The following is a 23889-nucleotide window of genomic DNA, read 5'->3' on the forward strand; positions in this document are numbered from 1 at the left end:
GGAAAGCAATTGCAGAACAGTTCCGCATCGCGGTTTTGTGATCGGAACGCCATCTGTCGAGGCCATTCCAGCCCTCTATGCCGGGTATCTGCCGCAATTGATCAAATTTCGACCTAGACCTTGGTTGGGGGTGGTCTTTCGCTGATCCGGCGCTAAACTCGCATGGCTTGCCTTCTAGTCAACTCTGCTGGAATAAAAAAAATGAAAAATAATAATAGTCTGATGCGCCATGTTCCCTGGCTCATCGTCGCAATTGTCGGGGCATGTGCCCTTGGGGTCGTGGCCTTGCGTCGCGGAGAGGCGATCAACGCTTTGTGGATCGTGGTCGCTGCGGTAGCTATCTATCTGGTTGCCTATCGTTACTACAGTCTTTTCATCGCCACTCACGTCATGCAGATCGATCCGCTGCGTGCGACACCGGCGGTGGTCAACAACGACGGTCTGGACTATGTGCCGACCAACAAACACATCCTCTTCGGTCACCACTTTGCAGCCATCGCCGGCGCAGGCCCGCTGGTAGGCCCGGTACTGGCAGCGCAAATGGGCTATCTGCCCGGTACGCTCTGGCTGATTGCCGGCGTGGTGCTGGCCGGTGCTGTGCAGGACTTCATGATCCTGTTCCTTTCGACGCGCCGTGACGGACGCTCGCTGGGCGACATGGTCCGCGAGGAGATGGGCCGTATTCCCGGCACCATTGCACTGTTCGGCTGTTTCCTGATCATGATCATCATCCTGGCGGTGCTGGCGCTGATCGTGGTCAAGGCCCTGGCCGAGAGCCCGTGGGGCATGTTCACGGTCATGGCGACGATCCCGATCGCGATGTTCATGGGCATTTATATGCGCTACATCCGTCCGGGGCGCATTGGTGAAATCTCCATCGTCGGCGTCATTCTGTTGCTCGGCTCCATCTGGGTCGGCGGCATGGTTGCGGCGGATCCGACCTGGGGGCCGATGTTCACGTTTACCGGCGTGCAGATCACCTGGATGCTGGTCGGTTACGGTTTTGTAGCGGCCATGCTGCCGGTCTGGCTGCTGCTTGCGCCCCGTGACTACCTGTCGACCTTCCTGAAAATCGGCACCATTCTGGCACTCGCGATCGGCATCCTGATTCTGGCGCCCGAGCTGAAAATGCCGGCACTGACCCAGTTCACCAACGGCACAGGCCCGGTCTGGAAGGGCGCACTGTTCCCGTTCCTGTTCATCACCATCGCTTGCGGTGCGGTGTCGGGTTTCCACGCGCTGATCTCGTCGGGCACCACGCCCAAGCTGCTGGATAACGAGAAGAACGCCCGTTACATCGGTTACGGCGGCATGCTGATGGAGTCCTTCGTGGCCATCATGGCGATGGTTGCCGCGTCGGTGATCGAGCCGGGTGTGTACTTCGCCATGAACAGCCCGGCTGCCGTGGTCGGCAGTGACGTGGTGACCGTCGCGCAGACCGTGTCCAGTTGGGGCTTTGCCATCACGCCTGAGCAACTGACCGCTGTCGCAAAAGACATCGGTGAAAACACTGTGCTGGCCCGTGCCGGTGGTGCTCCGACGCTGGCCGTCGGTATCGCGCAGATCCTTCATCAGGTGCTGCCGGGTGAAAACACCATGGCGTTCTGGTACCACTTCGCGATTCTGTTCGAGGCGCTGTTCATCCTGACCGCAGTCGACGCCGGTACACGTGCCGGACGCTTCATGCTGCAGGACTTGCTGGGCAGCTTCGTTCCGGCCCTGAAGCGCACCGAGTCGTGGACGGCCAACGCCATCGGCACCGGCGGTTGCGTGGCGCTGTGGGGTTATCTGCTCTATCAGGGCGTGATCGACCCGCTGGGCGGCATCAATACCCTGTGGCCGCTGTTCGGTATCTCCAACCAGATGCTCGCCGGTATCGCCCTGATGCTGGCCAGCGTGGTGCTGATCAAGATGAAGCGTCAGCGCTATGTCTGGGTGACCATGCTGCCTGCCACCTGGCTGCTGATCTGCACCGTGACCGCTGGTTTGATCAAGCTGTTCGACGCCAACCCTGCGGTAGGTTTCCTGGCTCTGGCCAAGAAATACAGCGCGGCGGCCGATGCCGGTCAGATTCTGGCCCCGGCCAAGACCATGGACCAGATGCAGCACGTTATCTTCAACGCTTACACCAACGCCGGGCTGACCATATTGTTCCTGTTCGTGGTGGTCAGCATCCTGTTCTACGCCATTAAAGTCGGCCGTGCGGCCTGGAGCACCAAGGAGCGCACCGACAAGGAAGCTCCGTTCCAGGCCATGCCGCCAGCGTCACAGGTGTGATGATGGATACCCACAGAGGATTTGCCCATGTTCAATGACCTGAGTCGCCTCGGCAAATACCTCGGTCAGGCCGCGCGCCTGATGGTGGGCATGCCGGACTACGACACCTATGTCGAACACATGCAGAACACTCATCCGGACAAGCCGGTGATGACCTACGAGCAGTTCTTTCGGGAGCGGCAAGAGGCCCGTTACGGCGGCAAGGGCGGTCCGAAGTGCTGTTGATCCGCTGATCTGCGTTATGGTTTGATCCGACGCGCCGCAGGCCATCACCTGTGGCGCGTTTTCATTTCAGCTGAATGCCTCACGCCAGGAGCCTTATGACTGAGTTGCAACCCATCCCCGTGACCGTGCTGACCGGTTTTCTGGGGGCCGGCAAGACCACCTTGCTGCGCCACCTGCTCAAGGCCGAACACGGCCTGAAAATCGCCGTGATCGAAAACGAATTCAGTGATGCAGGCATCGACAGCCAGTTGCTCGGCACCGACCCTGTGCAGATCATGACCCTGTCCAACGGTTGCGTGTGCTGCACCATCCACACTGACCTGACCAAGGCGCTCTACCTGTTGCTGGAGCGTCTGGACAGCGGCGAGATCGCGTTCGACCGACTGGTGATCGAATGCACCGGGCTGGCCGATCCCGCGCCGGTCGCGCAGACTTTTTTCATCGATGAAGAGCTGCGCGAGCGTTACATCCTCGACGGCATCATCACCCTGGTCGACGCCGCGCACGCCGATACCCACCTGGCGCAAACCATCGCTCAGGCGCAGATCGGCTTCGCCGACCGGTTGCTGGTCAGCAAGCGTGATCTGGTTGACGACGCAGCCTTCGAAGCCCTCAGTGCACGCCTGACCCGCATCAACCGCCGTGCGCCGGTCCGTATCGTCGAGCACGGCAAAATCGACCTCGCCGAACTGCTTGACGTGCGCGGCTTCAACCTCAATGCCGACCTCGGCGGCGGCATGATCCTGCGCCCGCTGGCCCCGGTCGGCAACTCCGCTGACCGCATCAGCAGCTTGGTCCTGCGCAGCGAAAAACCGCTGAACCTGGACCGCCTCAGCGAGTTCATGAACGAACTGCTGGAAGACCACGGCAAACAACTGCTGCGTTACAAGGGCGTGCTCAACATCGAAGACGAACCACGCAAGATGGTGTTTCAGGGCGTGCTCAAACTGTATGGCTTCGACTGGGACACCGAGTGGGCCGAAGGCGAAAAACGCGAGAGCGTGATTGTGTTCATTGCCGATGAGTTGCCGGAGGAGAAGATGCGGGCGGGGTTCGAGAGGGTATGTGGGTGAGGGGACGAATAGCGGCTGAGCTTCTGCCCGTACCGTGAACCGCCCAACAAAAAGCCCCGGCTCTCACGAGTCGGGGCTTTTTGGTACTGCGTTTAAGCCAGGCTTATCAAGCGCCGTAAACCGGCAGCTTGGCGCAGATGGCCTTGACCTTCTCGCGAACCGCGTCGATCACGGCTTCGTTGTTCAGGTCAGCCAGGATGTCGCAGATCCAGCCGGCCAGTTCCTTGCACTCAGCTTCCTTGAAGCCGCGAGTGGTCACTGCCGGGGTGCCGAAGCGCAGGCCGGAGGTGACGAACGGGGAGCGTGGGTCGTTTGGTACGGAGTTCTTGTTGACGGTGATGAAGGCACGACCCAGAGCAGCGTCAGCGTCTTTGCCGGAGATGTCTTGCTTGATCAGCGACAGCAGGAACAGGTGATTCTCGGTACCGCCCGACACGACGTCGAAGCCACGCTCGATGAACACGCCGGCCATTGCCTTGGCGTTCTTCACCACTTGCTGCTGGTAGGTCTTGAACTCAGGCTGCAGCGCTTCCTTGAAGCACACGGCCTTGGCTGCGATGACGTGCTCCAGCGGACCGCCCTGGGAGCCAGGGAATACTGCAGAGTTCAGCTTCTTCTCGATCTCGGCGTTGGCGCGCGCCAGGATCAGGCCGCCACGTGGACCGCGCAGGGTCTTGTGCGTGGTGGTGGTCACGACGTCGGCGAATGGCACCGGGTTCGGGTAGACGCCTGCGGCGACCAGACCGGCTACGTGAGCCATGTCGACGAACAGGTAGGCACCGACCTTGTCAGCGATTGCACGGAAGCGCGGGAAGTCGAGGATCTGCGAGTAGGCAGAAAAACCGGCGACGATCATTTTTGGCTTGTGCTCGACAGCCAGTCGCTCGACTTCGTCGTAGTCGATCATGCCGTTGGCATCGATACCGTACTGAACGGCGTTGTACAGCTTGCCCGAGGACGAAACACTGGCGCCGTGGGTCAGGTGACCACCGTGAGCCAGGCTCATGCCCAGAATAGTGTCGCCGCCTTGCAGCAGGGCCAGGTAAACCGCCGAGTTGGCTTGCGAACCGGCGTGCGGCTGAACGTTGGCGTAATCAGCGCCGAACAGCTCCTTGGCGCGGTCGATGGCCAGTTGCTCGATAATGTCGACGTACTCGCAACCACCGTAGTAGCGCTTGCCTGGATAGCCTTCGGCGTACTTGTTGGTCAGGGCAGAGCCCTGAGCTTCCATGACGGCCGGACTGGTGTAGTTTTCCGAGGCAATCAGCTCGATGTGTTCTTCCTGACGCAGAGCTTCTTGCTCCATGGCGGCAAACAGATCGGCGTCGTACTTGGCGATAGTCAAATCACGGCTGAACATGGCAGTCCTCAAGGGGGCATGGCGGAAAAGGCGGCTATTCTACCCCATCGGGTTTTATCTGGCATATGAAAGGCAGTCATCTTGAACAGTGAAGAGGTTCACGCAGCACAGTAAAATGCGCGGCATCCTCGGTTCTGTTGGCTTCTGCAGGCAAGACCACGCCGGTGGCCTGGCCTGCGTCGCTGGCAAAAATCCCTTTGCATCAACCCGTATAAGCGCTCAAAGGCGGCCTGCGTGCGGCCCACGGCTGGGCGCGTTCCAGTTGCCCGGCGAGGCTCAGCAAGGTCAGTTCGTCGCCAAACCGCGCGGCGAAGTGAGAGCCCAGCGGCAGCGAATCGGCTGTCCAGTAGAGGGGCACGGACATGGCTGGCTGGCCAGTCGCGTTGAAGATCGCCGTGTAGGGCGAGTAGCTGTGTGAAAGCGCGATGAAGTCCTGCAGGGACCGGCTGTCGTCGTCGAAGGCCAGTTCTCCCAGGCGCGGCGGCGCGCGGTTGAGCGTCGGGGTGAGGACAATGTCGTACTCTTCGAAGAAGCCGGCCATCGCCCGGCCCAATGCATGCATCGCTTCGACCGCGGAAATGTAGCGTGTCGCCGGCAGTTGCCCGCGTTCGCGCAGAATCACACGGGTGCGCGGCTCCAGTTCGTCCATAGAGACCGGGAAACCGCGCATTTTGCCCAGCAGATCGAGGTAGCCCTGGGTGTGTGAGCCGATGATGTCGAACGTCGCGTCGAGGAATTCAGGCAGCCGGACCGGCAACGTCGCCGGCACCACGTAATGGCCGAGCGTCTCCAGCAAGGCCGCCGTGTGCTGCAGTGCTGCCAGGGCTTCCGGTTCGGCGGGCCAGGGTGATATTGCCGAGATCAGGGCGATTTTCAGGCGCCTGGGATCGCGTCCTGCGGCGTGTGCAAACGGCGTCGCCGGCACGGGCGCCGCATAGGGAGCCCCCAGGTCACTCCCTGCAGTGGCGTCGAGCAGGGCGGCGCTGTCGCCTACCGACAGGGTGATCGCATGGGCCGTGCTCAGGCCTGCCCAGCCCTCGCCGACCATCGGGCCGGACGGCAGCAGACCGCGCGATGGCTTGAAGCCGAATACGCCGCAGCAGGAAGCCGGCACGCGAAGCGAGCCGCCGCCATCGTTGCCATGGGCGAAAGGGATGGCGCGCGCCGCAACCAGCGCCGCTGCGCCCCCGCTGGAACCGCCCGCGCTGTGCTGCAGATTCCACGGATTGCGGGTCGCGCCGAAGCGTTGCGATTCGGTGCTGTAGGACACGCCGAATTCAGGCGCGGTGGTCGTGCCGATCAGTTGGCAGCCTGCCTGACGCAGGCGGCTGACGATTTCGCAGTCGATGTCTGAGCGAAACTCGCCCAGCGCATGCGAGCCACTGGTCATGCGAGCCCCGGTCATCGGCGTGAACATGTCTTTCACCAGGGTCGGTACGCCTGCCATGACGCCCTGTCTGACACTGCTCCCGCTCGCCTGGCTGCGCGCCTGATCGTAAAGCCTTTCGCTGACGGCGTTCAGGCCGGGCTCGACCTGCTCGACCCGCTCAATAGCGGTTTCCAGCAGCTCGCCGGGGGTGACCTCGCCGTTGCGTACCAGTGTTGCCAGGCCTCGGCCGTCCAGCGTATTGAATAATTCGTGCAGGTCTTTCATTGATCGTCTCCAGGATTGAAAGCGTGTCGTCGCGTTGCGCACGCCACTTAAAAGCTGATGCCGGTACGCAGCGCTACGGTGTAGCCCTCGGCACGGTTGTGGGCGTCGAACTCCTTGTAGGCGTGCAACCAGATGGGCGGCAGACCGGAGTCGGGTTTGAAGTAACTCACTGCAGGGCCTGCGGCGATTACCCGGGCGCGGTTGCCGCGGGTCAGCGCCGGCGCGTCGTCGTCCGACAGCTGCCGGTAGTAGTAGCCGCCAATGCCGATAGTCCAGTCGCCCACATGCTGGCCCACTGCAAACTCATGTCGGTACTCAACACCACTGCGGTAATTGGTGTCGGGGTTGCGCGCGTTTATATCGATCTGGAAACTCGAGGAAACCTCGAAGCCTCCGGGTGAAATGTAGGTCGCGTTCAACAGCGGAGAAACCGTCCAGTGGTTGGTGCCAGGGCTGACCAGACGGTTTTTGTCATAGTCCCCGGTGGGCGCCTGAAACATCAGTTGGGCATTGATGCCCAGCCCCGGCCCGAGCTTCCAGTCCAGGATGATCGGCACCACTTGCAGGTCCGCCTGACGAAACAGCGATGCACTGTCGTTGAATACCCGCTGCCCTCCGGCGTTCACGCCCAGGTCTGCATCCATCTTGAAAAAGATCGGCACCACCGCGAAACCATAGCGGGCCCCCAAAAACTCCTGCTCGGTCATTCGCAAGTAGGCGAGGCCGATCGCCAGGACGTTGATCTGGAAGTCGTTGGGGCTGTCATTGCCGTGGCTGTCTTTGATGACATCCGCGTGGTAGTTGCTGATGCGCATGCCGACGGTGCCATTGGGGGTGGTGGGCGGCATGAAACCTGCGCCAAAGTCAAAAACGCCAGCGGCTGTCGTGGGCGCCGCATTCTCGGTGGCGCACGCTGTGGACGATAACCACAGGATCGCCATGGCGAGCCCGGAAGCGCTAAGGAAGTGGTTTTTTAATGACATGGGTAAGTGCCTTGTTATTTTTATGGGCGAGCACGGCCCTCCCTTGCGGGGTGGCAGTTATTGGAAAAACCGGAAATGGGGTAGAACGCGTTGGCGTCAGCCGTCAGTCAAATGCAGTAACTGAGCGATCTGCGCTTTACGGGTGACACCGAGCTTGTTGTAGATCTTTCTCAAGTGGTGCCGGACGGTGCAGGGGGACATACCGATATTGCGTGCGACTTCCTTGTACGTCTGTCCGACCGCAAAGCCTCGGGCGACCTGAAGTTCGCGCGTGCTCAACAGTTCCAGACTGCTGCGTCGGCGCGCCGTCAATAGAACGAGGTCGCCCACCGGCTGCGACGTGATGTGCAGGTTATGACTCGAATAGCCCGCTTGAGGGTTGCACTGTCGGGGCAGACGATTGGACGGCCTGTCAGGCCATTCCGAGCCGAGCATCGACGAGAACGCAGGCTCCATGGAAAGCAGCACGCCGTAACGATCGCTCACTGCCATGGCGGTCTCATCGTAGGCGCCCTGAGTCTCGCGCAGGGTCGTGAGCGTGCGCAGATAACTGGCCTGTTCAGCGGCGATCAGATGCGGCATCAGCCACTCGATCAGGCGTTTGTCCAAGGGCGAAAAGGGCGTGTGGTCGGCCGAGCGAAACAGCGTCAAATGCACGCCCTGCTGGGTGTGCGGGTCGGTCAGGACAATGCCCAGCGCGAAGCACAGATCGTACTGGCGTCCGAGTTCGGCAAGCGCGGGAGGCGCATCCGCTGCCGTGCAGTGAATGACCTGACAGACGCCCTGGGTCTGATGCATTTTGCCGACACTGGCATCCGAGGTCTTGAGTTGCTCCCACTCGGCGGCGTAACCGGTGGGCAGGCCGAGCAAAAAGGAACTGTGCTCGACGGGCCAGTTGTCACGCCAGGTGGATCTTCCCCACCAGGCCTTGTCGAACTGCACCAGCGCGCGCACCCGCTCAAGCGCCTGTTGATGAAACGTAGCGATCGACGCGCTGCTGACCTCGGTCTGAAGCTCGAGAATCACCTTGTTCAAGGCTTCAACGACCTGACAGGAAACACTGTCCAGGGATGTGGTATCGCTGATCATGCTACCCCCTTGTGTTCTTTGTTATGGGTAGAGCGCTCGCTGTCATTGACGCGGTGCGAGGCAGTGGCTCAAGTCTACTCATATTCAAGGGTTCGGCTATCGTTCAAATGGACGATGGCGACGTTGCGAGAACTGGCCCTTAATCCAGCATGAACAATGCGTCATTACTGAATTGCGCTTCGAACTGCGCGGGGGGCATCGGGCGGCCGAACAGGTAGCCCTGGACTTCGTCGCAGTCGTGTTCGCGAAGAAACTCCAGTTGCTCATGGGTCTCCACGCCCTCGGCGATCACCGACAGATTGAGGCTGTGGGCCATGGCGATGATGGCGCGGGCGATCTGGGCGTCCTGCTCGCCGGATGGCAGGCCGTCGACGAAGGTGCGGTCGATCTTCAGCACGTCGATGGGGAACTGTTTGAGGTAGTTCAGCGACGAGTAGCCGGTGCCGAAGTCATCGACGGCGATGCTCAGGCCAAGGTTCTTGAGACCATCGAGTATCTGCATGGCCTCGGTGACCTCGCGCATCAGGATGCTTTCGGTCAGTTCCAGCTCCAGGCAGGCGGGTGACAGGCCGGTCTGTTCGAGTATGCGGGCGATACGCTTGCCGAGCTGACCGTCCGAGAACTGCCGTGCCGAGATGTTGACCGACACCTTGGGCACGCGAACCCTGGCCTGATGCCAGTGTTTGAGTTGGCGGCAGGCCTCGGCCAGAACCCAATCGCCGACTTCCACGACCAGCCCGAGCTCTTCGAGCACCGGGATGAAGTCGTTGGGCGGCACCAGCCCGCGGCGCGGATGGCGCCAGCGCAGCAGCGCTTCTGCGCCCGTCAGGCGTTTGCCGTCGCCGCTGAACTGCGGTTGATAGAAGAGGGTGAATTCCTTCTGCTCCAGGGCATGGCGCAAGTCGCTTTCCAGCTCCAGACGCTCCAGAGCGGTGGCGTTCATGTCTGCCTGATAGAACTGGAAGTTGTTCTTGCCGCGCTCTTTGGCGTGATACATCGCCGTGTCGGCGTTCTTCATCAACTGACTCAGTTCTTTGCCGTCCTGCGGGCTGAGGGCGATGCCGATACTGGCGGTCACAAAGAACTCGCGGCCTTCGAGCACGAACGGCGTAATCAGGCTGGTCAGAATGCGTTCGGCAACGTGAATCGCGCGGCTTAGCGCGGCTTCACGGGTTTCATCCGGTTCCAGCAGCAGGGTGAATTCATCCCCGCCCATGCGGGCCACGGTGTCATCCACCGACACACAGGCAAGCAGCCGTGTGGCCATTTCCTGCAGCATCCGGTCGCCAGCGGCATGGCCCAGGGAGTCGTTGATCGGTTTGAAACGGTCGAGGTCGAGGAACATCAGCACGACCCAGGCCTGCTGGCGCTCGGCGTGCTGCAGCGCCGAATGCAGGCGATCCTGGAACAGGGTGCGGTTGGGCAGATGAGTCAGCGCATCGTAGTAGGCCAGACGGTGGATACGGTCCTCGCTGGCCTTGCGTTCGCTGATGTCGCTGAAGAAGCACACGTAGCTGGCCAGATCGCCTTCATCGTCGAGGACGGCGGTAATGCCGACCCAGGCTGGGTAGTGTTCGCCGTTACGCCGTTTGAGCCGGATTTCACCTTCCCACGTGCCTTGTCCGTTCAACTGCCTGAGGATGTGGCGCAGGCGGGTTTCCTGTTCGGATTCCACGGTGAGCATGCCCGGCAGCTGATCGAGCACCTGAGCCACTTCATAGCCACTGACGCGCGTAAAGGCCTCGTTGGCCTGCACGATATAGCCGGCCGGGTCGGTAATCAGGATGGCGGATGTCGAATGCTCGAACACAGTGGCAGCCATGCGCAGGTCTTTCTCGGCCCGACGCTGCTGGCTGATGTCCCGGCCCACGCCGAAGATGCCCTCGAAATTGCCGTGTTCGCCCCACACCAGCACCACGCGCAGTTCCACCGGGATCTTGCGACCGTCGGCACGCAGGCAGTCGAACAGAAACATTCGGGTGGTGACTTCTTCGCGCAGCCGGGCGAGTTCCTGAGGTTTGTCGAGGACCTTGTCGATGCGGCCCATGAGCGCATCAAAACCGACTGTTTGCTGGGGGTTGGCAATGGCGGCGGACCAGCCGTTCTGCAGGATCCACTCGGCGCTGTAGCCCAGCGCACGTTCTACCGAAGGGCTGACGTAGTTGACTGCCAGCCGGCCATCGGTGGAGAAAATCACATCACTGATGCTTTCGGCGAGCATGCGGTAACGCTGCTCGCTGTCACGCAGCGACTGGCTGGACGCGACCTGCTCGGTAATGTCCTTGGCAATGCCGATGATCCGGGTGACCCGGTCCTCTGCATCCCAGGCCAGCGCCTGTTCGCGAATATCGAAGCTCCGCCAGTTGCTCTCGCGGTCCCGAAAGCGCAGCACGCGTTGCAGTAATTCATTATGCCCGTGGTGACGCTGGCGCAGGCGCATGTCCTGATAGTTACGGGCGTCGTCGGGGTGCAGCAGGACTTCCCAGAAAAACTCGCCCATGGCGTGCAGTTCTGACTTGTTGTAACCCAACGTATAGCCGAAGTGATGGTTGCTGTAGATCACCCGCTGGCTGAGTACGTCCTGAACGTACAAATGGTCCGGTACGGTGCGTACCACGTCGGACCAGAAGCTCTCGCGGTCCAGCAAAGACAGCTCGACCTGTTTACGGCTGGTGATGTCGCCAATGCTGAGAATCACCGCATCGAAGTCGCTGCGTGTCTCGGGCAGGCGCATGACCAGCCACAGGTGCTGATCCTCACCGTCTGCGCGGCTCAGGCAGATTTCCAGTTCCAGTCGCGGCTGTCCGGCGAGCACCGCCTGAATGATCGGAATGCCGACGCCCGGACGCGAGCGTGATTCGCCCTCGATCAACGGTTGCCATGCCTGTTCGCGGTGCTTGATGTCCAGCAGGCCCAGAGCGACTTCGTTGAGTTCGCTGATGCGCAATTGCTGCAACAGGCGTTTCAGCGAGGCTGGCTGGCTTTTGACCAGCCGCTCGAAGTCCTCGCCGGTCCTGACCTCGAGTGCTTCGAGTTGCTCCTGAAGGCCGGACATGTCCATGACACAGATTGCGACGCCCGCGCCCTCGAAGATATCCCGGTAGCGGCGCCGGCTCTGCAGCAGTTGACGCTGGCGTCTGCGCAGGCTCATCAGCGCGATCAGCGGCAGGATCGAAATCATCAGGCCGATCAGGCACTTGCCGATCAGTGGCGCAAGCAGTTCGCTGCGGGCCTTGTAAGTGTCGAACAGCCCCCGCAGTTGCCAGTCACTGTTGCTCAGCGGCTGAAGCAGAATGGTGTCGGACAGGCCACTTTCCGCTTCGTTGGCAGGGACCGGTTCATGGAGAATGACACGCTGCGTCTTGCGCTGTTCAAGACGCCACAGGTGCTGAAAGTTCTGCGCTGGCTGGCTGGCCAGTTCCTTCAAGGCGTCGGGCGCTACACGCACTGCCCAGTAATCGCCGCTCACGCCGTTGCCCAGGCGAATCAGTATATAAATCTGGTTGCCGTCTTCCGAGCCGGTATAAAAGTAGGGGCGACCTCGCGCCTGTTTCATGGCCTGTTCGAGAAACTCGCCATCGCGGGAGGCCTCGGCGCTGTCACCGACAATCTCACCCTCCCGGTTCAGGCGAGCGACGCTGCGCAGGGCGGGCAGGGCAGTGCGCAGATTAACCAGCGTCGTCGGCTGCTCCAGCCGCTCCCCGGAGGATAGCGCCTCGTCCAGCAGGTTCATGGCGATCTGCGCCTTGAGCGCCATGTTCAGACTCATCCGGTCGGACAGCTGCACGCTGTACTCCAGGCTGCGCTGACGCTGGCGCTCCTGAGTCTGATGAAATTGCTCGATCAATTGCCAGAGCAACAGGGCAAGCACCACCAGAACCAGGCCTGCCAGTATGCCTTTCACTGACCCACGCAGAGGCCTGGTCGCACTGTCTGTAGCGACACTGGATGACGACAGAGGCGTTGAAATGGGCAAATCGCTGTTCCTGACTGCTGGACTGAAGCAGTGGTGCTTTAGGTAAAATAGGCGGGTCGCCCAAAGAGGGCGGCTAGCATGCCTTTAGTTGTGGCAAAGTGCCAGTCCCGTTGGGCCGTATCGTTTGCCCTGCACGCAGCATTCGGGTAGCTTTGCGCAACGCGTGGTATCCACCGACTCCTGCATGAGTGACTCCACTTTTTGCAATATCGATCAGGCTTTATATTTGCCAGCACTGCCCGGCAGGTTTCCAACTGAGTTTATTCAAGGCTCGGAATGGTCTCGCGGCAAGTCTCAAGGACAAATAAAAGCTTTTTTCCGGCCGGAGCTTTAAGCTCGTTACCCAAATCGGTCCTCATTACAGACGCTAGGTTTTCATTTCATGGCTCAATACGTCTACACCATGCATCGGCTGAGCAAAGTTGTGCCGCCGAAGCGTGAAATCCTGAAAAACATCTCTCTGTCTTTCTTTCCCGGTGCCAAGATCGGCGTGCTGGGCCTCAACGGTTCGGGTAAATCCACGCTGTTGAAAATCATGGCGGGTGTCGACACCGAGTTTGATGGTGAAGCGCGTCCGATGCCGGAGCTCAATGTGGGTTATCTGCCGCAGGAGCCACAACTTGACCCGAACAAGACGGTCCGTGAGGTCGTGGAAGAGGCGGTCAGCGTGATCAAGGACGCCCAGGCGCGTCTCGATCAGGTATACGCCGAGTACGCCGAGCCGGACGCTGATTTCGACAAGCTGGCTGCCGAGCAGGCCAAGCTCGAATCCATCCTGCAGGCCAGCGATGGCCATAATCTGGAGCGTCAGCTGGAAGTCGCCGCCGACGCGCTGCGCCTGCCGGCCTGGGATGCGAAGGTTTCGGTCCTTTCCGGTGGCGAAAAGCGCCGTGTCGCGCTGTGCCGCCTGCTGCTCTCCGCACCGGACATGCTGCTCCTCGACGAACCGACCAACCACCTGGATGCCGACTCTGTCGCCTGGCTGGAGCATTTCCTCCACGACTTCCCGGGAACTGTGGTCGCGATCACGCACGACCGTTACTTCCTGGACAACGTGGCTGGCTGGATTCTGGAACTCGACCGCGGCGCGGGCATCCCTTACGAGGGCAACTATTCCGGCTGGCTCGAAGCCAAGTCGGACCGCCTGGCGCAGGAATCCAAGCAGCAGACCGCTCACGAAAAAGCCATGAAAGACGAGCTGGAATGGGTCCGCAAGGGTGCCAAGGCGCGTCAGTCCAAATCCAAGGCGCGTCTGCAACGCTTCGAAGAGATGCAGTCGCAGGAATTCCAGAAGCGCAGCGAGACCAACGAGATCTACATCCCGGCCGGTCCGCGTCTGGGCGACAAGGTTATCGAGTTCAAGAACGTCACCAAGGGCTATGGCGACCGCGTGCTGATCGACAACCTGTCGTTCTCCATGCCTAAAGGCGCCATCGTTGGCGTGATCGGCGGTAACGGTGCCGGTAAGTCGACATTGTTCCGCATGCTGATGGGCAAGGAACAGCCGGATTCGGGCAGCATCGAAGTCGGTGAAACCGTGCAGCTGGCCTGCGTGGACCAGAGCCGTGATGACCTGGACGGCAGCAAATCGGTGTTCCAGGCCGTGTCCGACGGTTCCGACGTGATCCGTATCGGTAACTATGAGATCCCGTCGCGTACCTACGTCGGTCGCTTCAATTTCAAGGGCGGCGATCAGCAGAAGTTCGTCAAGGACCTCTCCGGTGGTGAGCGTGGTCGTCTGCACCTGGCGCTGACCCTGAAAGAGGGCGGCAACGTGCTGCTGCTCGACGAACCGTCCAACGACCTCGACGTGGAAACCCTGCGTTCACTGGAGGAAGCGCTGCTGGACTTCCCGGGCGCTGCCATTGTGATCTCTCACGATCGGTGGTTCCTTGACCGTGTAGCCACGCACATCCTGGCGTATGAAGACGATTCGCAAGCGATCTTCTTCGAAGGCAACTACACCGAGTATGAAGCCGATCGCAAGAAGCGTCTGGGCGAAGCGGCTGCCCAGCCGCATCGTGTGCGTCACAAAAAGCTGGCCTGATCAGCGTTCAGGCACGCGCCGCTCCCTGCAAGGAGCGGCGCTGCCGTCGGCTGGCCAGGCTCACGCGTCAGGTTCGATCAACAGCACTTCAATCGACTGATCGCCCGCCGGGCGCTGCCACAACACTTCATCGCCTTTCTGCGCGCCGATCAGGGCGCGGCCCAGTGGCGACCCCCAATTGATCTGTCCATTGGCTGCATCGGCCTGATCCTCTCCGACCAGATGCACGCGCTGCTGGTTGTCCTGTTCATCCGCGAACGTCACCCAACTGCCGATCTGCACTTTTTCGGTCGACACGGCCGGTGCGACGACCTGCGCGCTTTGCAGGCGCTGGTTGAAGTAGCGCAGGTCGCGTTCCAGGTCGGCCAGTCGCTGCTTGTCCGCCGCTTCGCCCAACGCGGTTTGCGTGCTGTGCTGCGCCTGCAGGCTGCTGACGTGTTTCTTCAACAAGGTCAGGCCTTCGGCCGTGACGTAGTTGATCTGTGTGCTGACCAGCCGCTCGACCGGTTGTTCGGCCTCGGCGGCAGCGTTGTCTTCGTTTACGAATGCGCGGCTCATGAAATGTCCTCCCTAATAGGCTTTGGGCCACAGCAGGACATCATTGGTTTCGTCGATTTTCCACGCTTTGCGGGTCAGTTCGGACGATAGGCCTTGGCGGCACTGCGGGTCTTTTCCTGCTCCCAGGCGCGGTCACGCTCATTGAAGACCTGGCCGGGATCGAGCCGGTCGCGATTGTCCTGCGAGGTCTCGCACTGGCGAAAGCCATCGGTCCAGCCCTGGGCGTAGAGCTTGTCTTTCAGGTAACGGGGCACGTTTTTGCGGAATTGGCCGGTCGTGGCGCCTGCTGCGTCCCTGCCGCTGCTGCAACCGTCCTGATAGCCGTCTGCAAAACCCGGCGGATAACCCTCGGCCAGCATCTGGTCACGGGTGGACTGACAACCCGCCAGCACGATGGCCAGCGACAACAACAGCCAATACCGCTTCATGGTGATTCCCTCTGCTTATGAGAGGAGTCTAGAAGGTAATTTGTGAGTTATTCGTAAAAGCGATGTAGGGAACGTGTAATGGCAGTGTGCTTTTATTTTCGACGCACACTGCCGGCGATTCACTACTGACCCGGTCAGTAGTGATACCACTTCACCTCGAGCATCACCTCGTTCTGCGGCGAGCTCATCTGGCTGAATTCGCGCTGGGCACTCAGGCGCAGGCCGAGGTTGCGCGACAGCTCCCATTGCTGATTGAGGCTGACGCTGCGGCGCACTTCGCCATTGGTGAAATAGTCGCCCTTGGCTTCCAGGCTCAGGTTGCCCAGCGGGTTGCGCCACAGCACGCCGGTGTTGAAGCCTGCGGCGGGGGAAATGAATTCGGCGAAATCGTTGTTGTGCTCGACCCGCACGGTGCCCAGTGCAAAGCCGAGCATGTCGTCGGTCAGTTGCCAGGTGCCGCCGCCCCCACCGTTGACATGGCTGACGAGGTTTTCGTCGCCGTGCTTGCCGAGAACCCGCTCCAGACCCCCGGTGACTTGCCATGACCAGGGTTTCAGCAGCTCGGTACGCGGGGTCAGTGAGCGAATGGTCGCCAGGTCCAGTTGTTGCACCTGCCAGTCATTGCCTTCGTATTGACGCACCTTGAGCTGAAGAATCTCGATCTGCGCACCCAGCGGGAAGCCATAAGCGTTGTCGTTCAGGTCGTGATAGGCCATGCGCAGGCCATATTCGGCAAACGCCTTGTCACCGCGTGTGCCCGCTCCCAACTGCCAGGTGCGTGATTCATGGCCTTCTTCCGGCAGGCCGGGGCGCGGGATGTCCAGTTGTGGCGGCGGGTTCTGATTGATCGCCTGCAACAGCTCGAAGCTGCGTTGTGAGCGTTGTGTATCGCGCTCAAGGCCGTTGGCGCGGTAGCGTTCCAGACGGTAGGCGGCGTCCTGAATCAATGCGCGGCGTTCTTTGGGCTGCGCAAGGTACTCGCTATTCTGCAGCTGTTTCTGATCGGCGCTGACCTTCAATACCCACTGTTGCTCATCTGCATCGAGCGGCGCGGCGCGGCTCAGCAGTTCGCGTTCGCGTGACGGGCGATAGTCGATCTTCTCCACCAGCCCGGCGGCCTTGATTGCCTTGACCGTATCGGTCGGGATCGCGGTCAGGCCGAACTGATCGGTAAGCTTCAGGCCCGGGCGGGCGACCTGCAGCAATTCCAGCAGCCGGTACGAGCAGTTTTCGTCGAAGAAGAAATAACTGAAACGGATCTGTTTCAGCTCCCAGACGTGCTCGACCATGCGCCCGGTTTCTTCCGCAGTCAGGTTCAGGCGGTATTCCCACAGGTCACGGTTTTCCAGGCTGCGGTATTCCGACAGTTTTTCCTGATAGGGCACCAGCGCGAACAACCCGGGATAGCCGCCTGCCAGACCTTTCCACGCGTACAGAATGCTGTTGTCCATGCCTTCGATGTAGGCACCGAAGTTGATCGCGTAGCTCAGTAAGGTGGTGTTGTTGGTTTTCGCGCTGGCCGGATCGATGCGCAGCAGCGTATGGCCAAACATCGACGAGGGACTGTTGAGGTACGCGGCCGGGAAAATCAGCACGGTGCTGTCCGGCGCCACATCCTTGTACCAGGCCTTGAATTCCTTGCAGTCCGGCGTCGGCAGGCCCGTCAGGTGCAACTGGTCACGCAGCCAGCGGGTGCGTGCCGGGTACACGCACTGGGCGTGGGTCTGTTCGTTACTGACGGGTGCGTAAATAGCGTCGAGTGTTGCGCTCAGCTCCGCCTGCGGGTCGTGTGCACCGTTGGCGGCGAGAAAGAATTTGGGGTCTGTGACATAGCTGCGCCAGCCACCAAGCTTGCCGGCTTCGTAGTGACCCAGGGAAATCCAGAACGGCTCATTGGCCAACTGCTGCAAACGGTCAGCGCTGGCATGAGGTGCCGCGGACAAAAAAGGGGCACAGACGAACAGCGCCAGCGATACAAGACGTTTGAGCATAGAGGGCAACTAGTCAGAAAAGGGGATCCCGCCCTTTGCGAAGAAAGGGCGGGCGAACGACTTTAAGCCTGGGTAGCGTACTTGGCCAGAGTCGGATCGTTTTTCAGAACATTGACGGTGTTGGTGTGGACGTCTTCGGCAGTGGCGTCGGCCTTGCTGAAGATTTGCGAGAAGTGCTCGTGGGTGACGGCGGCGAAGTGCTCGCGGTCTTCTGGTGCAACGCCCAGTACCACAGCGTAGGTTGTCAGTGCTTCGCCCTGACCCATGGCCATGTCCTTGGAGAGTTCATCCATCATGCCGTTCATGGCAAGCCAGGATTTACCGCCATAGGTCAGTGCGCCGTTGGTGGAGCAGCCGTTGGTCCCGGAGGTCATGCCGAAGGTGGCGTTACCCGAAGTACCGTTGGTGGTCGAAGCCAGGAAGTGAGCTGGAGTACCGCGTTGACCTTCAAACAGCATGTTGCCCCAACCGCAGTCAGGGCCGCCTGGTGCTTGAGCCATAGCGTTGATCGATACAGCGGCGAAGAGCGTTCCAAGAAGAATCCGTTTCATAGCTTTTTCTCTTTTTAGTTCAGCCAAGGGTCGAGTTTCTTGAGTCGTTACATCAAGACAGACGGCCAGCCAGCAACCACCTGTTCAGTTTGGAGTTTAGGCACGTTCCAAGGGTTCCGTGAGTGATTACAGATTATTACCTGAAAACGGCTTTTTTCAGGACGCGGCTCGTGGCGCTGCACACGCAAATGCTTTTCGGCTCTTTCCTGCCTTGCAAGTCGTGTACAGCGAGCGCCAGAATGCCGACATCTGCCCCGCCTGATGTAAGGATTACTGATGCCCGATTCTGTCGCAGCCAACCTACGCCTGGCGCCCAACGCGCTGACCCGTCCGTTTTCCGCTGAGCAGTTCAGCTTTGCGACCACCCACGAGCTCGAACCCTTTCGCGGTGTCCTTGGCCAGGAGAGAGCCGTAGAGGCCCTGCAGTTCGGCGTTGCCATGCCGCGCCCCGGTTACAACGTGTTTGTCATGGGCGAGCCCGGCACCGGGCGCTTTTCGTTCGTCAAACGCTACCTCAAGGCCGAAGGCAAACGGATGCAGACGCCGTCGGACTGGGTCTACGTCAATAACTTCGACGAGCCCCGCGAGCCCAAGGCGCTGGAGCTGCCACCGGGCTCCGCTCATGAATTCACCGCCGACATAGGCGGCCTGATCGACAACCTGCTGGTGACCTTCCCGGCGGTTTTCGAGCACCCGTCGTATCAGCAGAAGAAAAGCTCGATCGACCGCGCGTTCAATCAGCGCTACGACCGTGCACTTGATGTCATCGAGCGCCTGTCGCTGGAAAAGGACATCGCGCTGTATCGCGACAGCTCCAACATCGCGTTCACGCCGATGGCCGACGGCAAGGCGCTGGACGAGGCCGAGTTTTCGCAGTTGCCCGAAGCGGATCGCGAGCGTTTTCACGAAGAGATCTCCGCGCTCGAGGAGCGTCTCAACGAAGAGCTGGCCAGCCTGCCGCAGTGGAAGCGCGAGTCCAACAATCAGCTGCGTCAGTTGAATGAAGAAACCATCACCCTGACCCTGCAACCCTTGCTGGCACCTCTCTCGGAAAAATACGCCGAGAACGCTGCGGTCTGCGCCTACCTGCAGGCCATGCAGGTGTACCTGCTCAAGACGCTGGTCGAGCAACTGGTCGATGACGCCAAGACCGACGCCCAGGCGCGCAAGCTGCTGGAAGAGCAGTACAGCCCGAGCCTGGTGGTCGGGAATACCCGTGACGGCGGTGCGCCGGTGGTTTTCGAACAGCACCCCACCTATGACAACCTGTTCGGGCGCATCGAATACAGCACCGATCAGGGCGCGCTGTACACCACGTATCGGCAACTGCGCCCCGGCGCGCTGCATCGCGCCAACGGCGGTTTCCTGATTCTGGAAGCCGAGAAGATGCTGGGCGAGCCGTTCGTCTGGGATGCGCTCAAGCGTACCCTGCAATCGCGCAAGCTGAAGATGGAGTCGCCGCTGGGCGAGCTTGGCCGCGTTGCCACCGTGAGCCTGACGCCGCAGGTGATCCCGTGGAACGTCAAAATCATCATCATCGGTTCGCGTTCGCTGTACTACACCCTGCAAGACCTTGATCCTGACTTCCAGGAGATGTTCCGGGTGCTGGTCGACTTCGATGAAGAGATTCCGATGGTCGACGAGACGCTCGAGCAATTCGCTCAACTGCTCAAGACCCGGACCTCGGAAGAGGGCATGGCGCCGCTGACCGCCGACGCGGTGGCACGACTGGCGACTTACAGCGCCCGTTTGGCCGAGCATCAGGGGCGTTTGTCGGCGCGTATCGGTGACCTGTTCCAGCTGGTCAGCGAGGCCGATTTCATCCGCCAGCTGGCCAACGACGACAAGACCGACGCCGGGCATATCGAGCGTGCGCTCAAGGCCAAGGCCACCCGTACCGGGCGGGTTTCGGCACGGATTCTCGATGACATGATGGCTGGCGTGATCCTGATCGACACTGACGGTGCGGCGGTCGGCAAATGCAACGGCCTGACGGTACTGGAGGTCGGCGACTCGGCCTTCGGCGTCCCCGCGCGCATTTCCGCCACGGTTTACCCGGGCGGCAGCGGGATCGTCGACATCGAGCGAGAGGTCAACCTTGGCCAGCCGATTCACTCCAAGGGCGTGATGATCCTTACCGGCTACCTCGGCAGTCGTTATGCCCAGGAATTCCCGCTGGCGATTTCCGCGAGCATCGCGCTCGAGCAGTCCTATGGTTACGTGGACGGCGACAGTGCGTCGCTGGGTGAGGTCTGCACGCTGATCTCGGCACTGTCGCGCACTCCACTCAAGCAGTGCTTCGCGATTACCGGCTCCATCAACCAGTTTGGTGAGGTTCAGGCGGTGGGCGGGGTCAATGAAAAGATCGAGGGCTTCTTCCGCCTCTGCGAAGCCCGTGGGCTGACCGGCGAGCAGGGCGCGATCATTCCGCACGCCAACGTCACCACGCTGATGCTGGATGAACGTGTGGTGCAGGCTGTACGTGCCGGGCAATTCCACATCTACGCGGTGCGTCAGGCCGATGAGGCGCTGAGCCTGCTGGTGGGCGAACCTGCCGGTGCGCCTGACGAGCACGGCGAGTTCCCTGATGGCAGCGTCAATGCGCGCGTGGTGGAGCGTTTGCGCGATATCGCAGAGATGCTCAGCGACGAAGACCTCAAGGAGGAGCTGGAAAAGGAGCCTGCGCAGTTGCAGCCGGAACTCAAGGTCTGACAGCGCAGGAGCCGGGCGGTGAGGGCCGCCCGGTGCTCCGTTCATCAGGGATAGTTTCTCGCAGGGTGGTTTTCTTCTAGTCTTGAGGTGATCGCAGTGGCCAAAGAGATTGGCGTGCATCCTGCTAAACGAGAAGGATGAATACTGTTGCTGATCAGGAGCGCATCATGCAGCGTAGCCTTTGCCTTACCCGAGAATGCATGGGGCTGATGACCCGTATCGAGTGTGTCGTCCGGCCTCTGCGCAGTGACAGCGGACAGTGGATGGTACTTTTCGCCGCCGGCATGGCCGAAGAACAGCCGTCCGCAATCAAGTCCCAAGGGCCTTTCAAAGGCCTGCCCGCAGCGCAAACGGTGCTCACCAGCGTTATCGAAAGCCTGTCGTTGCATGGTTATCAATGTGCCGATGACGTTCCTATCTGGACGCTGCACATTCAGGCTGAACTGCGCCGTATTGATAGCGACAGGATGGTTTGTCAAAGCTCGTCGCTGTTCTAGGCTCTGTACGAAAAGTGGCTGCGCTCGGTGATGCTTCGTTAAAAACAGGCTCGGATGCGAGTCCAATCGGAATGCTCATTTACAACACGTAGAGTCGAACGCGACCCCGGCCGTTCCTCGCCTGTTTTTGCCTCGCCTGACCTTCGCTCGCCGACTTTTCGTACAGAGCCTAGGCTTCAATTCGGTTCCTCAGCAGCGCGCTAACGGCCGCTGTGCGATATTTTGTCGCACGCTCAGAGCTGCGCATTACCGCTGATATACTCGCCCGCTCCTTTAAAACACCTTGCGAGTATCAATGGAACGTTTTTTTGAAAATGCCATGTACGCATCGCGCTGGCTGCTGGCGCCGATCTATTTCGGCCTGTCCCTTGGCCTGCTGGCGTTGTGTCTGAAGTTTTTCCAGGAAATCTTTCACGTCATCCCCAACATCTTCTCGCTGGCCGAAGCTGACCTGATTCTGGTGCTGCTGTCGCTGATCGACATGGCGCTGGTAGGTGGCTTGCTGGTGATGGTGATGATCTCCGGCTACGAGAACTTCGTGTCGCAGCTGGACATCGACGAGGACAAGGAAAAGCTCAACTGGCTGGGCACTATGGATTCGTCTTCGCTGAAGATGAAAGTTGCAGCATCGATTGTGGCGATTTCTTCCATCCACCTGTTGCGGGTGTTCATGGACGCCACCAACATCAAGCCCGAATACCTGATGTGGTACGTGATTATCCACATGACGTTCGTGATATCGGCGTTTGCGATGGGCTATCTGGACAAGGTCACCAAGCACTGAGACAACGCTGAATGACAGGGACGGGCGTTATCGTTTCTGGCATGTCGGCGCTGTGTGTTGTAAAACGTCCGTTCCGATGCATCAGGCGTTTGCGCAGGAGGTTCGATCATGAATTATCAGGAATTTATCGGCCACGCCCAGGCCGGGCGGGTCGATGAGCTGAACCTGATCTCCATCGAAGGCGGCATCTACCTGCTGGATGTGCGCATGAATGGCACTTCGGTGATGCTCAAGGACCCGGCGGGCAAGACCCTGCATCTTCGCTCGGTAGAGCATGCCCGGGATTTGCTCAAGGACATACCGGTGGTGCCTTTTTACCTGGTCCATTGCGTGGTCCATGACGAGCTGTGCGGCATGCCGGTCAATGACCGCTCTGAAATGCGCCTGCCGATCTCGTTTCATTCTTCATGGTCCTGATCGCCAACTGCGGATTGCGGCTGCGGTAGGGGCTGCAGCGGCAATTGTGCTAGGCTGCTCGGCCTTTTGGTTCGGGGCGCATCAGCGTATAGCGTGATTGCCGTTCAGGTTTTGCGTGATACCGACTGCGTGCCCCTCTACGGAGCAGTGTCATGTCCGAAGTCAATCTGTCCACCGACGAAACCCGCGTCAGCTACGGCATTGGCCGTCAGTTGGGCGATCAGTTGCGCGACAACCCGCCACCGGGCGTCGATCTGGAAGCCATCGTCGCAGGCCTGCGCGATGCGTTTGGCGGTCAGCCAAGCCGTGTCGGTCAGGAAGAGATGTCCGCCAGCTTCAAGGTCATCCGCGAAATCATGCAGGCTGAAGCAGCCGCCAAGGCTGAACAGGCTGCGGGCGCCGGCAAGGCCTACCTGGCTGAAAACGCCAAGCGCGAAGGCGTGACCACGCTGGCCTCGGGTCTGCAATTCGAAGTCGTGACCGCTGGCACTGGCGCCAAGCCAACCCGTGAAGATCAGGTACGCGTTCACTACCACGGCACGTTGATCGACGGTAATGTCTTCGACAGCTCCTACGATCGTGGCGAGCCGGCCGAATTTCCGGTCAGCGGCGTAATTGCCGGCTGGACCGAGGCGCTGCAACTGATGAACGCCGGCAGCAAATGGCGTCTGCACGTGCCGAGCGAGCTGGCTTACGGCGCTCAGGGCGTAGGCAGCATCGCACCGCACAGCGTGCTGGTGTTTGACGTGGAACTGCTGGACGTTCTGTAAGCGACCCGGTCGATGCAGATAGTCGCTGAACGGATCGCGCCGATTCGTTCAGCGACGCAGTTGTGCTGATGCTTCATGCTCAGTGCAACTCACCCATGGGGCGCAACGCCCGCGCGTAGCAGAACAGAAACAGGTTTCTCACCAGTTCCTTGAGCACCAATGGCTCGCTGGAGCTCAAGCTGCACACATCCAGATCGCCCTGATCGCGTAATTCCTCCAGCGCTTCCTCTTCCAGTACGGCACACACTTCCCCCGTCTCGCGATGGAGAATTCTCAGGTAAGGGTGGGGTCTGTCCAGCCATGCATCGATCAAATAGGTCATGTCTCATCTCCTGTGCAAGTCAGATGAGAATAATTCTTATTGGGATAATAGCAAGGCTCTATTGAGATTAATTCTCATTTTGCGCTGAATGGTTGATCCAGATCAGCGAATGCCGGTCGAGAGAGGACGCGGAGCGTCCAGAACTGCATGCCGACGCGGAGCATCGGCACGATAG

Annotated in this window: 19 protein-coding genes; 9 read left to right on the top strand and 10 right to left on the bottom strand. The window is 60.3% G+C overall.

Annotation, left to right across the window (positions count from 1 at the left end; genetic code table 11):
* Positions 1-201 precede the first annotated feature (201 nt).
* From LIX91_RS11835 to yjiA, 3 genes are all read left to right on the top strand, one after another.
* The gene (locus tag LIX91_RS11835; protein ID WP_003419090.1) at positions 202-2277 is read left to right on the top strand and encodes a carbon starvation CstA family protein; all 2076 of its coding nucleotides are present in this window, start codon (positions 202-204) and stop codon (positions 2275-2277) included.
* A gap of 27 nt (positions 2278-2304) precedes the next feature.
* Positions 2305-2502 carry a YbdD/YjiX family protein gene (locus LIX91_RS11840; RefSeq protein WP_003419087.1) on the top strand — a complete coding sequence of 66 codons (198 nt, stop codon included), beginning with the start codon at positions 2305-2307 and terminating at the stop codon, positions 2500-2502.
* Between the two features lie 95 nt (positions 2503-2597).
* Positions 2598-3575 (top strand): GTPase, encoded by a 978-nt coding sequence (gene yjiA / locus LIX91_RS11845; protein ID WP_003419085.1) that lies wholly within the window; start codon positions 2598-2600, stop codon positions 3573-3575.
* Positions 3576-3681: 106 nt separating this feature from the next.
* Here yjiA and glyA read toward each other — a convergent pair whose 3' ends face one another.
* From glyA to LIX91_RS11870, 5 genes are all read right to left on the bottom strand, one after another.
* Positions 3682-4935, bottom strand: coding sequence for a serine hydroxymethyltransferase (glyA, locus tag LIX91_RS11850; RefSeq protein WP_003419083.1), 1254 nt, complete (start codon positions 4933-4935; stop codon positions 3682-3684).
* A 202-nt stretch (positions 4936-5137) separates the two neighbouring features.
* Positions 5138-6589 (bottom strand): amidase, encoded by a 1452-nt coding sequence (locus LIX91_RS11855; RefSeq protein ID WP_226488522.1) that lies wholly within the window; start codon positions 6587-6589, stop codon positions 5138-5140.
* A 47-nt stretch (positions 6590-6636) separates the two neighbouring features.
* Positions 6637-7572, bottom strand: coding sequence for a transporter (locus LIX91_RS11860; protein ID WP_226488523.1), 936 nt, complete (start codon positions 7570-7572; stop codon positions 6637-6639).
* A 96-nt stretch (positions 7573-7668) separates the two neighbouring features.
* A complete protein-coding gene (locus LIX91_RS11865; RefSeq protein WP_003419076.1) occupies positions 7669-8661 on the bottom strand; it encodes a helix-turn-helix transcriptional regulator in 993 nt (330 codons plus the stop codon).
* A gap of 139 nt (positions 8662-8800) precedes the next feature.
* On the bottom strand, positions 8801-12565 hold the full coding sequence (locus tag LIX91_RS11870; RefSeq protein WP_410524754.1) for an EAL domain-containing protein: 3765 nt from the start codon (positions 12563-12565) through the stop codon (positions 8801-8803).
* A gap of 454 nt (positions 12566-13019) precedes the next feature.
* On the opposite strand from LIX91_RS11870, the gene ettA reads away from it, so the two are divergent.
* Positions 13020-14684 (top strand): energy-dependent translational throttle protein EttA, encoded by a 1665-nt coding sequence (ettA, locus tag LIX91_RS11875; protein ID WP_003399986.1) that lies wholly within the window; start codon positions 13020-13022, stop codon positions 14682-14684.
* Positions 14685-14744: 60 nt separating this feature from the next.
* Here the strand turns inward: ettA and LIX91_RS11880 are convergent, their stop codons facing one another.
* The 4 genes from LIX91_RS11880 to LIX91_RS11895 all read right to left on the bottom strand — a co-directional run bounded on the left by LIX91_RS11880 (position 14745) and on the right by LIX91_RS11895 (position 18212).
* The gene (locus tag LIX91_RS11880; RefSeq protein WP_046236449.1) at positions 14745-15242 is read right to left on the bottom strand and encodes a GreA/GreB family elongation factor; all 498 of its coding nucleotides are present in this window, start codon (positions 15240-15242) and stop codon (positions 14745-14747) included.
* A gap of 74 nt (positions 15243-15316) precedes the next feature.
* Positions 15317-15670, bottom strand: coding sequence for a lipoprotein (locus LIX91_RS11885; RefSeq protein WP_003368687.1), 354 nt, complete (start codon positions 15668-15670; stop codon positions 15317-15319).
* A 134-nt stretch (positions 15671-15804) separates the two neighbouring features.
* Entirely contained in the window at positions 15805-17661 is a 1857-nt protein-coding gene (locus tag LIX91_RS11890) for a DUF4105 domain-containing protein (RefSeq protein ID WP_226488525.1), read from the bottom strand.
* 62 nt (positions 17662-17723) lie between these two features.
* Positions 17724-18212: a DUF3015 domain-containing protein gene (locus tag LIX91_RS11895; protein WP_002555221.1), complete on the bottom strand. Its 489-nt coding sequence runs from the start codon at positions 18210-18212 to the stop codon at positions 17724-17726.
* 276 nt (positions 18213-18488) lie between these two features.
* On the opposite strand from LIX91_RS11895, the gene LIX91_RS11900 reads away from it, so the two are divergent.
* From LIX91_RS11900 to LIX91_RS11920, 5 genes are all read left to right on the top strand, one after another.
* Positions 18489-20924: a Lon protease family protein gene (locus tag LIX91_RS11900; protein WP_226488526.1), complete on the top strand. Its 2436-nt coding sequence runs from the start codon at positions 18489-18491 to the stop codon at positions 20922-20924.
* Positions 20925-21091: 167 nt separating this feature from the next.
* Positions 21092-21421, top strand: a complete 330-nt coding sequence (locus tag LIX91_RS11905) for a hypothetical protein (RefSeq protein WP_032703252.1) — start codon at positions 21092-21094, stop codon at positions 21419-21421.
* A 295-nt stretch (positions 21422-21716) separates the two neighbouring features.
* Positions 21717-22205 carry a TIGR00645 family protein gene (locus LIX91_RS11910; protein ID WP_003313787.1) on the top strand — a complete coding sequence of 163 codons (489 nt, stop codon included), beginning with the start codon at positions 21717-21719 and terminating at the stop codon, positions 22203-22205.
* 108 nt (positions 22206-22313) lie between these two features.
* Positions 22314-22622 carry a DUF6482 family protein gene (locus LIX91_RS11915; protein WP_004411837.1) on the top strand — a complete coding sequence of 103 codons (309 nt, stop codon included), beginning with the start codon at positions 22314-22316 and terminating at the stop codon, positions 22620-22622.
* 152 nt (positions 22623-22774) lie between these two features.
* Positions 22775-23392, top strand: a complete 618-nt coding sequence (locus LIX91_RS11920; RefSeq protein WP_003419060.1) for an FKBP-type peptidyl-prolyl cis-trans isomerase — start codon at positions 22775-22777, stop codon at positions 23390-23392.
* A 79-nt stretch (positions 23393-23471) separates the two neighbouring features.
* Here LIX91_RS11920 and LIX91_RS11925 read toward each other — a convergent pair whose 3' ends face one another.
* Positions 23472-23714, bottom strand: coding sequence for a hypothetical protein (locus LIX91_RS11925; protein WP_002555214.1), 243 nt, complete (start codon positions 23712-23714; stop codon positions 23472-23474).
* Positions 23715-23889: the final 175 nt, after the last annotated feature.

Origin of the sequence: Pseudomonas sp. B20 (genome assembly GCF_020515755.1) — a bacterium.
Taxonomy (GTDB): domain Bacteria; phylum Pseudomonadota; class Gammaproteobacteria; order Pseudomonadales; family Pseudomonadaceae; genus Aquipseudomonas; species Aquipseudomonas syringae.